The sequence below is a fragment of the Aquiflexum sp. genome (genome assembly GCF_041749095.1).
Lineage (GTDB): Bacteria > Bacteroidota > Bacteroidia > Cytophagales > Cyclobacteriaceae > Aquiflexum.
On record NZ_JBGTCA010000229.1, the window covers coordinates 1 to 14529 of the forward strand.

Annotated in this window: 12 protein-coding genes; 9 read left to right on the plus strand and 3 right to left on the minus strand. The window is 38.9% G+C overall.

The genetic code is table 11. The annotated features are described in order from the left end of the window. On the minus strand, positions 1-743 hold a 743-nt coding region (locus ACEW8O_RS11100; protein ID WP_373494699.1), incomplete at its 3' end, for a putative inorganic carbon transporter subunit DabA. Positions 744-815: 72 nt separating this feature from the next. Further along, positions 816-1226, minus strand: coding sequence for a hypothetical protein (locus ACEW8O_RS11105; RefSeq protein WP_373494700.1), 411 nt, complete (start codon positions 1224-1226; stop codon positions 816-818). A gap of 237 nt (positions 1227-1463) precedes the next feature. Here ACEW8O_RS11105 and ACEW8O_RS11110 point away from each other — a divergent pair, with 237 nt between their 5' ends. The 8 genes from ACEW8O_RS11110 (at position 1464) to ACEW8O_RS11145 (ending at position 12146) form a co-directional block, all read left to right on the plus strand. Beyond that, positions 1464-4400 carry an SNF2-related protein gene (locus ACEW8O_RS11110; protein WP_373494701.1) on the plus strand — a complete coding sequence of 979 codons (2937 nt, stop codon included), beginning with the start codon at positions 1464-1466 and terminating at the stop codon, positions 4398-4400. 10 nt (positions 4401-4410) lie between these two features. Continuing rightward, positions 4411-5265 carry a formyltetrahydrofolate deformylase gene (gene purU / locus ACEW8O_RS11115; protein ID WP_373494702.1) on the plus strand — a complete coding sequence of 285 codons (855 nt, stop codon included), beginning with the start codon at positions 4411-4413 and terminating at the stop codon, positions 5263-5265. Positions 5266-5333: 68 nt separating this feature from the next. Next, positions 5334-6092 carry a deoxyribose-phosphate aldolase gene (deoC, locus tag ACEW8O_RS11120; RefSeq protein ID WP_373494703.1) on the plus strand — a complete coding sequence of 253 codons (759 nt, stop codon included), beginning with the start codon at positions 5334-5336 and terminating at the stop codon, positions 6090-6092. 10 nt (positions 6093-6102) lie between these two features. Beyond that, on the plus strand, positions 6103-7218 hold the full coding sequence (locus tag ACEW8O_RS11125; RefSeq protein WP_373494704.1) for a hypothetical protein: 1116 nt from the start codon (positions 6103-6105) through the stop codon (positions 7216-7218). 149 nt (positions 7219-7367) lie between these two features. Next, positions 7368-7754 carry a GxxExxY protein gene (locus tag ACEW8O_RS11130; RefSeq protein WP_373494705.1) on the plus strand — a complete coding sequence of 129 codons (387 nt, stop codon included), beginning with the start codon at positions 7368-7370 and terminating at the stop codon, positions 7752-7754. A 108-nt stretch (positions 7755-7862) separates the two neighbouring features. Further along, the gene (locus tag ACEW8O_RS11135; RefSeq protein WP_373494706.1) at positions 7863-8780 is read left to right on the plus strand and encodes a sugar phosphate isomerase/epimerase family protein; all 918 of its coding nucleotides are present in this window, start codon (positions 7863-7865) and stop codon (positions 8778-8780) included. A gap of 249 nt (positions 8781-9029) precedes the next feature. After that, positions 9030-9593: an ECF-type sigma factor gene (locus ACEW8O_RS11140; protein WP_373494707.1), complete on the plus strand. Its 564-nt coding sequence runs from the start codon at positions 9030-9032 to the stop codon at positions 9591-9593. Beyond that, on the plus strand, positions 9594-12146 hold the full coding sequence (locus ACEW8O_RS11145; RefSeq protein ID WP_373494708.1) for a tetratricopeptide repeat protein: 2553 nt from the start codon (positions 9594-9596) through the stop codon (positions 12144-12146). A gap of 191 nt (positions 12147-12337) precedes the next feature. Here the strand turns inward: ACEW8O_RS11145 and ACEW8O_RS11150 are convergent, their stop codons facing one another. Beyond that, positions 12338-13864, minus strand: coding sequence for a thiol-activated cytolysin family protein (locus ACEW8O_RS11150; protein ID WP_373494709.1), 1527 nt, complete (start codon positions 13862-13864; stop codon positions 12338-12340). A gap of 159 nt (positions 13865-14023) precedes the next feature. Here ACEW8O_RS11150 and ACEW8O_RS11155 point away from each other — a divergent pair. Next, positions 14024-14529: RNA polymerase sigma factor (locus ACEW8O_RS11155; protein WP_373494710.1), on the plus strand; the 506-nt coding region annotated here is incomplete at its 3' end.

Here is a 14529-nt window from a genome sequence, read left to right on the forward strand (position 1 = left end):
TCCAGAAAAATCAGGTCATGCAAAGAGACTTTTCTTTTATCCAGGAGGGTATTTTCCTGTTGCTCTACCACAGCCACCATACCAGACCAGCCTGGATGTGCGAACTGTTGGTCAAAAAGGTATTGTCCATAAAACCTTTCATCTCCAATCAGCAAATGAAGTAAGTCCTCCAATTTGGTGTTCTTATCAAAGAGGAGCTTTCTTGCCCTCTCGCTTTTGACAAAAGTACTGTAGCTGTTTTTTTCCAATATCCGGATTCCTGCCAAAAGACCTTTGGTTTCTGTAGGGAATTTCCAGATAGCAATTCCCTGATCAAGGTATGCGCTTACTATCCGAAAGAGGATCTGATGGACTTCCTTATCCAAATTGAGGTTGTAGGCCTTTCGCCAGAATTTCCGGATTTGTCCTATTTTGGGTTCCGGGTATTCACTTGCGGGCTGATGAAGCAAAAGTTTTATCCAATGGGCAAGTTCATCCGCTCCTTTATCTTCAACGATGACTCTTTCCAGGATTTCTGCATTGATTTTCTTTTGATGAAAAAGTTCCCGGTATTTTTCAATATTCCAGTACACCTTGTAACCGAAGTTTTCTCCAGCTTGCTGAAGGGCTTCATGGAAAGGTAAGTGTTGGTATGCATGTAGGGTATTATGATGTACAAAATCCTTCAGTGGAGATTGAGCAGGGAGATAATGAGCCAAATCATGAAGGACATGATCCAAGGCCGATGACGCAGGATGCACCATGATGTATGTAAAATGTAAGTCTAAGAATTATTTTAAACTGGATAAATGTATTATCCTTCGGAGGGAAAACAATTAAACCAAATCCAATTTAAGGTTTTGAAAAAGTATGTACAAAGGAACACGGATATTTATCCGGTAATTTGGACTTTTTAAAGTCTTTGGGAATAAAGAATATACAAACCAATCATCAAAATAAGGCGACCATATTGCATCTAAGGAATACTCTAAAAGTGTATCCTCCTGCCTTTCCTCCTCTTTTTCTTCAATTTGCTCCATAAAATGATCCAAGTCATTTGTAGGGTTTTTATGGGAATCAGCAGTAGAAAACTGGGCTGTTTGATTTTCAAAGCACTTTATTTCTAAATCTCGGGATGTAATTGGGGAAATAGATGCTTCCAAAAAAAACATAAAAAGTAAGGCAAGGAAAATTCCAATTAGAGGGAATTTTCTGAAATTCAAATCACCTTGAGATTTATTGGTCATTATTAATTTTGCAACGCTAAATTTAAAGTTAAATCACAACATCCTTGCAGTTTTTCCTTTATTTATTTCTCAAAGCCAAATTTACTTTGAAAAGCAAAATATATTTGGTGACTTCCATCACCAATGATGGATTGTTCCTTTTACAATCAAATATTATTCCTTATTTTTCGAACTGTTTTATTTAGCAAAAATGTGTTTGGTTGACGGAATAGCTCCGTTTGACTTCAATCTGTCCCTATGAAAGTATCTGCAGAACAGCCTTTTGAGATTATATATTCTTTATTCAGCCATGAATTCCTCGGATTGCTGTTTGAGTCCTTCGTGGTTCAATTGGATGAGAAGGGCAGGCTGTCCTACGCCCATCAAAATATTTCCCATGTCAATGCCCCTGAGTTCGCCTCCGGTTTGGATGAAACCGATTTTCAGCTGATCCGATGGATGGATGAAATGCAACAGGATGCAGTGGTCAAAAGATTTGATATCAAAAAACTCAAACCAAAGGAATTCCTTAGAAAAATTTATGATGACAGATCAGGGAACAAAGAATTCCAACAGTTAATTGAATTAAAATTGGAGGGTCTCAGGGCAAAGATTCTCCAAAAAATGTTTGGAAAACGGTTTTTCGAAATGGGAAATGATGGAAATCCCATTTGGAAGGAAATCGAAATCATGCCGGAAAAAGCCTCCGTACTTTTTCATTTCAGAAGAAATGAGGACAACACCCATTATTTCCCCACCCTCAAATACCAAGGTGAAAGATTGGAATGGCAGTACAGGAATGCATTTTTGATCTGCCACGAACCTGCTTGGCTGGTCGTTGATAATAAACTATACAGTTTTGAAAAAGGTGTCGATGGAAAAAAACTTAAGCCTTTTTTGAACAAAAAATTCATTGTCATACCAAGAAAAGTAGAAAAACAGTATTATGAAAAATTCATAACACAATTGGTTTCTTCTTTTGACGTCTATGCCAAAGGCTTTGACATCAAAGTGGAAAGATCAAAACCTAATCCTGTTCTCAGCCTCACTGACTTACCCGGTAATCCTAAAGTAGATCTTTTTGGCAATAACCTTGACATGGAAGAGGAAGAAGATAAGATCGTATTTGACCTTCAGTTCCAATACGGGGAATATGCTTTTAGGGCTGAACATAAAGCCACCAATAATGTGGAATTAGAGCAAATTGGAGATAATTATATTTTTCACAAAGTAATTCGGGATCTTGAGAAGGAAAAATCCTATGGAGATTATTTAAAAGATATTGGGCTACCTGTTAGGTCAGCAAGGTTTTCTTTGGCCAAATCAAAAGCTTTTGGATGGATCAATACTTATAGAGAAAGCTTGGAAAATTTGGGAATCAAAATCCGGCAGAACATAAATTCAAAAGGAAAGAAATACTTTATCGGCAGGTCCCACATTTCTGTAGATGTTAAGGAAAATATTGATTGGTTTGATGTTAATGCTATCATTCAATTTGGCCTTTATAAAATTCCATTCCAAAAAATCCGGAAATTGTTGCTTTTGGGCAAAACTGAATTTGAATTGCCAAATGGAGAAATTGCTGTAATCCCCGATTCCTGGTTTGTAAATTATTCTGAGATTTTTGCCTTTCTGGAAGATCAGGAAAAAGAAAACAAAGAGCATAGGCTGGTTCTTAAAAAACACCATATTGCCTTAGCACAAGAACTTCAGAGCGAAAATCTGGTCCAACTGACCCTAAGCAGGAAACTGGAAAAACTCAGGGATTTTTCACATATTGAGGATTATGAATTGCCTGTTACCTTTAAAGGCACCCTTCGGCCCTACCAAAAAGCTGGATATAATTGGTTGAGATTTTTAAGTGAATTCCGTTTTGGAGGTTGCCTTGCTGATGACATGGGTTTGGGAAAAACAGTCCAGACCCTAGCACTTTTGGCCCATGAAAAAGAGACAAATCCTGATGCCACATCGCTTTTGGTCATGCCAACTTCCCTTATTTATAACTGGGAACTGGAAGCAAAAAAATTCACCCCAAAACTTAAGATCCTGACATATACAGGTACACAAAGGGTTAAAGACAACTCCCAATTTGCCAAATATGATCTTGTTTTGAGTTCTTATGGTATTACAAGAATGGATGTGGATATCCTGAAGGATTTCTACTTCAATTACATCATATTGGATGAATCCCAGGCCATCAAAAACCCGGGAAGCATCATCGCAAAAGCAGTAAATGAGCTCAATTGCCGTCATCGCTTGATTTTGACAGGAACTCCTGTGGAGAATGGCACGATGGATTTATGGTCTCAGATGAATTTTATTAACAGGGGACTACTGGGTAATCAGAATATGTTCAAGAAACAATTTCTGCAACCCATAGAAAAAAAGAATGATATGGACAAAGCCATCAAGCTGAATGCCATGATCAAACCTTTCATACTGCGAAGATTGAAAACCCAAGTCGCTACTGACCTTCCCGAAAAAGTAGTCAATGTCAAATACTCCACTATGACCACTGACCAAGAAAAGGCTTATGAAACGGTTAAAAGTTATTACAGGGAAAAAATAGTCACGGAGTTTGGGGTCCCCGGGATGAAAAATCAGCAGTTTATGCTGTTAAGAGGTTTGACCCAATTGCGTCAAATTGCAAATCACCCCAAACTGAAGGATAAGGAATACGAAGGGGATTCCGGTAAACTGGAGGATGTTATCCACATGTTACATGCTACTGCAAGTGAAGGACACAAGGTACTGGTCTTCAGTCAATTCGTTAGTCATTTGGCGATTGTCAAGGAATATCTTGATCAGGAAAACATGCAATATGCTTACCTGGACGGAACCACCAAAGACAGACAGAAGCAAGTCACTACTTTCCAGGAAAATGAGGAGGTAAAGATTTTCCTAATTTCACTTAAGGCGGGAGGTGTTGGACTCAACTTGACCAAGGCAGAATATGTCTTTTTGCTGGATCCTTGGTGGAATCCTGCCGTAGAGGCCCAAGCGATTGACAGGGCACACCGTATCGGTCAGGAAAATAAAGTCATCATCTACAAATTCATCACCAAAGATACAGTTGAAGAGAAAATCATGGCACTTCAGCAAAGGAAAATGGCCTTGGCAGGAGAACTTATCAGCACGGAAGAAAGCTTTATGAAGACTTTGGACAAAGAAGACATTGAAGCATTGTTAACCTAATATTTTTAAAATGAAAAAAGCAATTTTAATGATCCGTTGCAAGGATCAAAAAGGTATTGTGGCAGCGGTATCAGAGTTTTTGTTTTCCTATCATGGCAATATCCTGGAAATAGATCAGCATGTAGATGAGGAAATCGGGATGTTTTTTATGAGGGCTGCCTGGGAATTGGACAGTTTTGCGCTCAAAAAAGAGGAAATAGAACCCATATTTGAGGCCAAGGTGGCCAAGATGTTTGAAATGGAATTTGAACTCTACTTCAATTACAGAAAGCCAAGGATGGCAATTATGGTTTCCAAATTGTCCCATTGCCTGATTGATATTTTGAGCAAGTTCTATTCAGAGCAGTTTGAAGTCGAAATCCCACTAATCATCTCCAATCATCCTGACCACAAAAAAGTCGTTGAGGCATTTGGTATTCCATTTATCTATCTACCAATTGACAAAGCCAATAAAGCAATGGTGGAGGAAAGGCAATTGGAGCTGCTCAATGAGTACAGGGTAGATTTTGTAGTATTGGCAAGGTACATGCAAATCCTCAGTGGGGAATTTATCCGAAACTATCCCAATAAAATCATCAATATCCATCATTCTTTTCTCCCGGCATTTGTTGGTGCAAAACCCTACCACGCTGCATACGAACGTGGTGTCAAAATCATTGGTGCTACTGCCCATTATGTTACTGAGGAATTGGATGCAGGGCCCATTATTGAACAGGATGTTGCACGGGTCCGGCACCATAACTTACCCTCAGATCTGGTCCAAATAGGACAGGATGTGGAGAAAGTGGTTTTATCAAAAGCCATCAAATATCACTTGGAAAGAAAAGTTTTGGCTTATGGAAACAAGACAGTGATATTTTATTGATTTGCATGAACGTATGGATGAAGGCCGTCACCTTTAGAAGGTATTGATTTAATTTAAAGAAAAACATTATGCTAAAAGAAGTCAGAGAACTCGCCAAAATGATTGATCACAGCCTGTTACATCCTACCATGACAGACAAAGAATTGAAAGAGGGTTGTGAGTTGGCCAAACATTATGATGCCGCCTCAGTCTGTATCAAACCTTATGCAGTCAAAGATGCCGTCAAGTGGCTTGAAGGTTCGGATGTCATGGTCTGTACCGTAATTGGGTTTCCCCATGGCAACAGCGGTACGGATGTCAAAGTTTATGAAACCGAAAAGGCCTGTCAGGATGGAGCGGCAGAAATTGATATGGTGGTCAATATAGGGAAAGTTTTACAGGAGGATTGGGAATATGTGGGAAAGGAAATTGAAGCTATAGTAGCTGTAACCAAAAAACATAAAGCGGCACTAAAGGTGATTTTTGAGAATGATTACCTGCCGGAAGACAAATACAAAATCAAACTCTGTGAAATCTGCAGTGCGGCCAAAGTGGAATTTGTCAAGACCTCCACAGGCTATGGTTTTATCAAAGGAAGTGATGGCAAATACAGTTATGAAGGGGCCACAGAACATGATCTAAAACTGATGCGGAAACACAGCGCTCCTGAAGTGCAGATCAAAGCTGCCGGTGGAGTAAGGACTTTGGAGGAATTGCTTAAAGTAAAATCCTGGGGAGTGACAAGAATCGGGGCAACGGCCACAGCCCCGATTTTGGAAGACGCTAAAAAGAAATATGGCGGTGAATCAGGAGACAAACCCGATTTCAAAGAAGATGTAGGCTATTGATCAATTTTTTATGGCTTCCAATGATTCAAATGATCGATTAGGAAAACTGGCCCAAAAGCTAAAAAACCAAAAACTTGACCAATCCATCATGATCGGATTTGATGGGTATGTGGACAGCTTGTATGGCGTCATCCACAAAAAATCCGGTACAGAAAAGCAATTTTTCAAAGATATATCAAGGTTTGCTGACCATATCAAAGCCCTTTCCGGTAAAAGCGGCCAAGTGGAGTTATTACTCAAAGAAATCAAAATCGGTGGTAATGCACCTATCATGTCCCAAGCAATGGGTGCACTCGGTTTTCAGATCCATTGTTTGGGTACTTTGGGATTTCCAAAAATTCATCCTGTTTTCGAAGATTTGCATCCAAATATTCAGGTTCACAGTTTGGAGAATTCTGGACAATCAGATGCATTTGAGTTTCAAGATGGCAAATTGATATTTTCAGATTGTGGGTCATTTGATGACCTGAACTGGGAAAAAGTAAAATCAAGAATTGGCATTGATAAGCTAAAGGAAATTTATCTTGACAGTCAGTTGGTTGCCGCGGTAGATTGGGTGAATCTTCCCCATGCCTCCAATATCTGGCAAGGGCTCTTGGAAGAAATTGTAAAGCCAAATGGATCTATCGGAAAGAAATTCTTTTTCGATCTGTGCGATCCCTCCAGAAAGTCCAATGAAGAGATCAGAGAAGCCCTTCAGATCATTTCCCGATATAGTGAATTTGGGGAAGTGACATTTGGTCTAAATGAAAACGAAACGAATCTCGTCTTTGAAGCTTTGGAAAATACCCGAAAAGGAGAATCTTCTGCTGAAGAAAAAGCCAAAGCCATATTTGACAACATGACAATAGCTTGTTTGGTAATTCATCCCGTCAATAGGAGCTTTGCCATTACCCAAAAAGATTTGGTCCAAGTGGAGGGGAAATTGGTCGAAGAACCCAAGATCCTCACCGGAGGAGGAGACAATTTCAATGCAGGTTATGCCTTGGGCTGGCTTTTGGATTTGAAATTGGAGGAGAGGCTTTTGCTAGGCATGGGCTGTTCAGGTGCATATATCCAAACTGGTAAGAGTCCCGATTTAGGGGAATTGGGAAAATTTCTGGAATCGTGGATGGAACGCGGATGACGCTGATTGGGCTGATGGTCGCAGATTTTTTTATGGATTTTTGGAACAGGATCACTTGTGTGTTATTTTCGATGGAACGCTTATTCTAGCAGAACAAAATCAGTGTAGATCTGCTAAATCAGCGTCATCAGCGTTCTAAAAAAAACCCTATGACCCAAGGCAACTACAAACATTCTGACCTAACTGAAAAAATAATCAAAGCTTTTTACAAGGTTTACAATACCCTTGGATTTGGGCTTCTTGAGAAGGTTTATGAGAACGCCATGTTTATTGAACTGAGAAATATGGGTCTGTTTGTAGAAAAGCAAAGAAGGGTGACGGTTTTTTATGAAGGTAATGTAGTAGGTGATTATTGTGCTGATCTGACCGTCGAGGAAAAAGTTTTTGTTGAATTAAAAGCTGCTGAAGCGCTCTGTGAAGATCATGAATTTCAATTGATCAACTATCTTAAGGCGACTGAGATCGAAGTAGGTTTGCTACTTAATTTCGGGAAGAAGCCTGAGTTTAGACGTAAAATATTTACCAATGAACGATAGAACGCAGATGACGCTGATTTAGCAGATTAACACTGATTTTTATCAGTGATTATCAGCCCAATCTGCGTCATCTGCGTTCCAAAAACCATCAAACTAAATATATCCCAAATGCTTAACCTAGGATTTGTAAGTGCCATCCTTGCCGAAAACTCTTTTGAAAAAGTCATTGACTTTGCTGTTGCCAACCAATTTGAATGCGTGGAAATCATGTGCTGGCCAAAAGGCAAAGCGGAAAGAAGATATGCAGGCATTACGCACATTGATGTGGATAACTTGGATGAGAGAAAGATTGCCTATATCCGGGAATATATCGAAAATAGAGGCATCTATATTTCAGGACTTGGTTATTACCCCAATCCCTTGGATGGTGATCAAGAAAAAAGCGACTACTATTTTGCCCACATCAAAAAAGTCATCCAAGCTGCAAGCAAGTTGGCGCTTGGAGTTGTTAACACTTTTATAGGTGCTGAACATACCAAAAGCATTTCCGAAAACCTGAAAACCTTTGCCAAAAAATGGCCATCCATCATCAAGTTTGCCGAAGATCATAACATCAAAATCGCCATAGAAAACTGCCCGATGTACTTTACTGCCGATGAATGGCCAAGCGGAAAAAACCTGGCCCATACACCAGCAATTTGGGATGAGATGTTTTCCATTATTCCTTCGGATAACTTTGGCCTGAATTACGATCCCTCTCATTTGGTTTGGCAGCAAATGGATGAGATCCAACCCATTTACGACTATAAGGACAAGCTTTTCCACATTCATCTTAAAGATGCCAAGGTGTATCGAAATAAACTCAACCACGTTGGAACCATGGCGCATCCTTTGGAATATCATTCCCCAAAATTACCCGGATTGGGAGATGTCAATTGGAGGGATTTCTTTTCAGCTTTGACATCTGTTGGCTATAGAGGCCCTGTCTGTATTGAAGTAGAAGATAAAGCTTATGAAAAAACCGAAGCCGATAAATTCAAGGCTATACTGACCAGCAGGAATTATCTGAGGCAGTTTTTGGGGTAAGGCTATCGACTCAGGGATGTGAGACTTTAACATAGGTTTCAAACTTCAATGATGTGAGTGGGGACACTCACATTGGCATGAGAGATACTACTATGGGATTTTGACCGGCAAGAATTTTAGGTTGTTAATAACTAATTGCAATTGTTCCATTGTGGCTAATTTTTTCCAAGGATAATTAATTGTTATTTAGTGTATTATATATTTTATCATTATTTTTAAAACTATTCTTTCATTATTAAAAAAAATGTTGTGACAGATATCAATTCCAAAGTTTCAACTTCCGGTTCCGGATTTCCTCAAAAATACAGTATCCTCAGATCCCAGTTTCAAAACTGTTACCGGGAATTAAGCATTCTAGCCTCCAATAAGTTGAGATTTGAGCATCAGGCATATACCCTCGATACATCCGCCTTGGTCCATGAAGTATTTTTGAAAATGGACCGACAAAAGAATCAATTTGAAAACAAAGGCCAGTTTATGGCAATTGCTGCAATTGTGATGAGAAGGTATCTTGTAGATTATGCCAGACAGAAACATCGTATAAAACGTGGTGGCGATTATATTCAGCTTACGCAGAGTGCCTTAGGCAACGTGTTTTTAACAACTCCAGAACAAGTGCTCGAATTGGATGAATCTTTAAAAAGATTGAAGCAAATCAATCCCCGTCAAAGTCGGGTGGTGGAATATCATTTTTTCGGAGGGTATAAACATGAAGAAATTGCTGAAATGCTTGAGGTTTCCATTGACACGGTCAGAAGAGATTGGAGATTGGCAAAAGCATGGCTAAGTATGGAGATGAAAAGTGGAATCTAAATGAAAAATCTTTCTTCAAGTTGGGCTTTAGTTGAAACCTATTTTCACCAATTGGTGGAATTGGAAGGAGAAAGGAAAAAGAAGACATTAGAAAAAATCAAATCAGAAAATCCGGACATTCATCCCCTTTTAGTCCAATTACTTTCCGCAGATCAAAATACCCACCCAATTTTCACCAATTCAGCCGAAATTTTATTTGACCAATTCAGCTCAGATGAAGACCTGATCGGGGAAAAGGTCGGCCCCTTTGAGTTGAGTAGTTTGATCGGACAAGGTGCCATGGGTTCTGTTTTTTTAGGTAATCGGGCGGATGGCCAATTTGACCAAAAAGTGGCCATAAAAATAATGAGAGCATTTGTATTGGATAATACAAATCAGGCCTTGTTTCAAAAGGAAAGACAAATTCTGGCAAACTTAAGCCATCCCAATATCGCAAAGTTATACGATGGAGGATTTACGGTTGACGGACGTCCATTTTTTACTATGGAATATATATCAGGAGAGGATATTGTTACCTATTCCAAGGCCAGGAAGCTTAATACCAATGAAAAACTGGAACTGTTTTTACAGGTAGCAGAAGCTATCCGATACGCACATGGTTCATTTGTAGCACACTTGGATCTGAAACCAAAAAATATCATCATCGATCAGGAAAACAGGGTCAAACTTCTGGATTTCGGGGTTTCAAAAATATTACGGGAAACCGAATTCCCAGAAGAATCTAACAGATATACCCTGGCTTATGCTGCGCCAGAACAGATCGACAAAGGTATTCCAAACAGCAGCGCAGACATCTATTCTCTTGGAATAATCTTATATGAATTACTTGAGGAAAGACATCCCTTTGAAGCTTATTTTGACAGCCCAAGTAACTTGAAAAAAGCAGTCTTGGAAGCTGATTATAAAAAATTGGAATTAAAGGAAAATCAATTGTTTCAGGAGGATTTATCCCAAATCTGTTGGAAGGCGATGCAACTTCACCCAGGTAATCGATATTCTTCGGTGGATTCCATGATCAATGACATTCGAGCATTTTTAAATGGTTATCCGATTTCGCTCAAAGAAAGAGATTTGACCTATTTGGGTAAAAAGTACTTTAAACGTCAACAAAAAATCTTGACTGCCATTGGTGCCTCGCTTGTGATTCTGATAGGAATGGGAATTTTTTACACTTTCCAGTTAAAGGAACAAAGAAATATAGCCATTAAAGAGGCCAAAAAAGCTGAAGAGATTTCCCAATTATTAACGGATATATTTATGGCTGCTGACCCAAATATTAGCAGCGGAGATACTATTACAGCGTTGGAATTACTCAATAAAGGTGTTGAATCTCTTGAAAAAAATCTGGGAAATGATCCCGAACTCCTTGCTTCTATGTTGATAAAAATCAGTCCGATTTATCTCAGTTTGGGGCAGTATGAAAAAGGTAAAATTCTGGCAGAGCTAGCCTACCTAATCAATTCGGAATTATTCACCCATCCACATCCAGCCCTTGCCGAAAGTGAAATTTTAAAAGGAGATGTCTATTTTTATTACGGTAAATTGGATTCAGCGGAATATTATTCCAAAAAAGGACTTAACCAATTTTTGGACGCAAAAAACAAAGATGAAATGAAACTGGCCAATGCAATGGATGGACTTGGGAACATCATGTATGAGTTGGGCAGGTATGGAGAGGCAGATTCTATAGGCCGGATCATCTATGCAATACATCAAAAGCATCTCAAAGCACCCCACATCTCATTGGCCAATGACCTTCACCTGTTAGGCTCCAACAAAAGGAAAATGGGAGATTATAATGAAGCGGAAAAATACCTCTTGGCTTCACTGGAGATGAAAAAAGAGCTATTTGTTGAGCCGCATCTTGAGCTGGCATTATCTTATAACCATATTGGCAGTCTGTATCAAAACAAAGGTGATGATGAAGCGTCAATCCCTTATATCAAAAAATCACTGGAACAAAGAGAAGCTATTTTGGGAAGAAATCATGTAGAAACAATGGCCAGTATGTCCAATCTGGCAAGAGCTTATACCCATTTGGGGAAATTTGAGGAGGCTTTACCTTTGTATATAGCTTCATTTTCGATGATCTCAGACTTGTTTGGAGATGAACATTATTACTATGCCGCTGTTGCAAATAGTTTAGGTATGACTTATTTTAATTTGGGAAATCTACCAGAAGCAAAATTCTATCTTTCCCAATCTGTCGAAGTCAACAAAAAGCTTTTTCCTGAAATCGACAAAAGAAATGCCATCAGTTTGATGAATCTTGCCAAGGTTCTTGCAAGTGAAGAAAACCATTTGGAGGCAATAGATTCTTACGAAAAAGCCTATAAGATCCTTAATTCAGCAGAGAAAAAAGACGATAGATTAATATCCCAATGCCAACAAGCAATCGGAGAATGCTCATTGGCCCTAGGGAATTATTCTACCGCCATAGAATACCTTGAAATGGCATTATTGAATAATCAATCCTCTGAAGATGTTTCGCAGGAAACCATTTCCAAAATCAATAGTTCTTTGGAAAAAGCATACCTGGCAACCAATAATTAAGTGTTTAAGAACTCGGTTTGATTAACATTTAATTTAGAATTCTTTGTCATGTTTGGGAATGGTCTAAAAACCTGCCTTGTTTTTTTTGTTTTTATACCATGAATATGTGCATTTACAGCTCTTAAGCCTGGCAGGTTTCTCCCATCAACATTTAAATTGACAAAGTAGGGTCAATTTTTTCTCTATATTTTTTAACATGAAGTTGTCTTGAAAGTAATAGATGTAAAATTGGAGTTAGTTTCATAGCAGGCTTTGGTGGGTCTGTCCCAATTTCTCTCGGCAAGAAATTTCCAACTGAACCCATCAAGAACTTCTACGGTCAATTTGATATCAAATGAGCCTGCCGGAACAGTTCTTGTCACTTTATTTTGCAAATTAATATTCCCGCTATGAATGGTTCTATTGTAAGTAATACCATCTGTCAATTGCTTATAGGTAATAGTAAACTTTATGATGGGCCCAATGAGAGCGGCATTTCTGTTGATAACTGAAATTTCTCTGGCCGGATGTTGATTTTGGTTACAGGATTCTATTTGATATTCAGTCGTATAACCCAATTTAGCAAAACTGTTGTCTTTCAAAAACCTCACTGTATAAGCGATAGGAACCCCGGGATTACTTTTGCTGAAAACAGCATTTTCCCCTTTTATAATTGATTCAAGGTCACCGAATTTGGTAGCGGAAACAATTTCACTGGCCACTTCTGCATTTCCACCAATGGCCAAGCTTGTTATGTTTGATGTGTTGAGAATACTCTTATACTTACTTTCCAAGGTACCTGAAGCATTTTTCAACCCAGTAGCATAATTGAATGCTCCTTCAATTTCCAAATCAGATGCCATGGTAGTGGTAACCATCCTAAACATAATGATTCTTCCGTAGGCAACAGAATGTACATAGGCTGGCGGAGCTTGGGGGCCAAATGCGGATTCCACTTGGGATAGCGAGACTTTGTTTCCGAAAAAATCCGCAGGCTTGCTTGGCACATCCAATGAAACGGTATAAAAGACCTGCTTGAATACCATCATTGCTACTTTTTGGGTTCTGGTACTTTCGTATTTCAATTGGGATTCTACATTCCCGGCAGCCCAACTGACGTTCAATCCTACATCCAAACTCAACTGTTCGTAGGAATACGAGGTTGAAATTGAAGTAGAGGAATTGGCGGCATTGACATATCCTTCTTGGGCGGCATTTTGATGCCACCAGTTTAAGGCCTCATCTAACTGGGTCTGAACATTGGAATTGTCAGGTTTTTCCACTTTGATTGTTCCTTTCTCTCCCATTCCCGGAAGATCCAATCTCATAGAAACCGGGGCACGATCCAAATTTACAGGAGTAGGCAGACCTCCCATCATACTTCTATCTCCAATGACCAAGGATCCTGGATAGACAATCCCGTTGGTAGGTCGAAGCACTGCTATTTCTTCAAAATTATTCTTCAGGTTGTATCTCTCCGTGGTACATACAATAGTCCCTCCACTTACTCCTGTAGCGTTAGTGCTTTCTCCCACTTTTGTTCTTAAGCTTGATGAATTACCGGTGTTTTGGACATTCAGTAACTCATTTGGATTGTAACTTAAGGTTGAAATCAGGTCATTGATCTCAGGGGCGTCCGGAGAAATTGTTGATGGATCCTCTGTTTCCTGACAGGAAAATGCAAGGGCGCCCATTAGCGCAAAAATGAATTTAAATTTGAATTTGAATAAATTTTTCATGGCGTATAGATTAATGGTTATAATCGTTACGCGTCATTTATTCCCAAAAGTGGTAATGAAGTTGAAAAAAAATTCCTCAAAATATTTTCTCAAAGGTCCATACTCAATTTAAAACAATTCCATTGATTTTAGCTTATTGAATAATAATGAGCCAAAAAAATGGGAAAGAATATTCAATCTCCCAATCAATCTTCTGTTTTTGATCATAAAACCTTTAGGAAATTTTTTGAGGTTCATTTCAATTCCGTCTATAAAAGAATTTTTTTTCTTTTGAATGATCAGGAAGAAGCGGAGGAACTTACTCAGGATATTTTTATCAAAATATGGAACCGAAGGAATGAGTTATTCCAAGTCGAAAACTGGAATGCCTATCTACTCAAAGCAGCGACATTTAAAGCAATAGATTATCGCAGAAAAAAGAAGGAAAACTTTGTTTACAAGGATCAGTTGGATTTTCCCGAAGTAGTACAAGAAGAAATAGATCAGTCAAGTGAGGCGGAACGATTGGACTTATTACATGAGCAGATCGATTTACTTCCCGATCGTTGCCAAACGATATTCAAGCTCAGTCGGTATGAGCAAATGAGCTATGCCGAGATAGCCAAAACTCTGGATATCAGCCCAAAAACGGTAGAAAACCAAATCGGTAAAGCCCTCAAAATTTT

Coding starts and splice junctions, on each gene's coding strand:
- ACEW8O_RS11105 (WP_373494700.1), bottom strand. CDS start 1,226: ATGACCAATAAATCTCAAGGTGATTTGAATTTCAGAAAATTCCCTCTA.
- ACEW8O_RS11110 (WP_373494701.1), top strand. CDS start 1,464: ATGAAAGTATCTGCAGAACAGCCTTTTGAGATTATATATTCTTTATTC.
- purU (WP_373494702.1), top strand. CDS start 4,411: ATGAAAAAAGCAATTTTAATGATCCGTTGCAAGGATCAAAAAGGTATT.
- deoC (WP_373494703.1), top strand. CDS start 5,334: ATGCTAAAAGAAGTCAGAGAACTCGCCAAAATGATTGATCACAGCCTG.
- ACEW8O_RS11125 (WP_373494704.1), top strand. CDS start 6,103: ATGGCTTCCAATGATTCAAATGATCGATTAGGAAAACTGGCCCAAAAG.
- ACEW8O_RS11130 (WP_373494705.1), top strand. CDS start 7,368: ATGACCCAAGGCAACTACAAACATTCTGACCTAACTGAAAAAATAATC.
- ACEW8O_RS11135 (WP_373494706.1), top strand. CDS start 7,863: ATGCTTAACCTAGGATTTGTAAGTGCCATCCTTGCCGAAAACTCTTTT.
- ACEW8O_RS11145 (WP_373494708.1), top strand. CDS start 9,594: ATGAAAAATCTTTCTTCAAGTTGGGCTTTAGTTGAAACCTATTTTCAC.
- ACEW8O_RS11150 (WP_373494709.1), bottom strand. CDS start 13,864: ATGAAAAATTTATTCAAATTCAAATTTAAATTCATTTTTGCGCTAATG.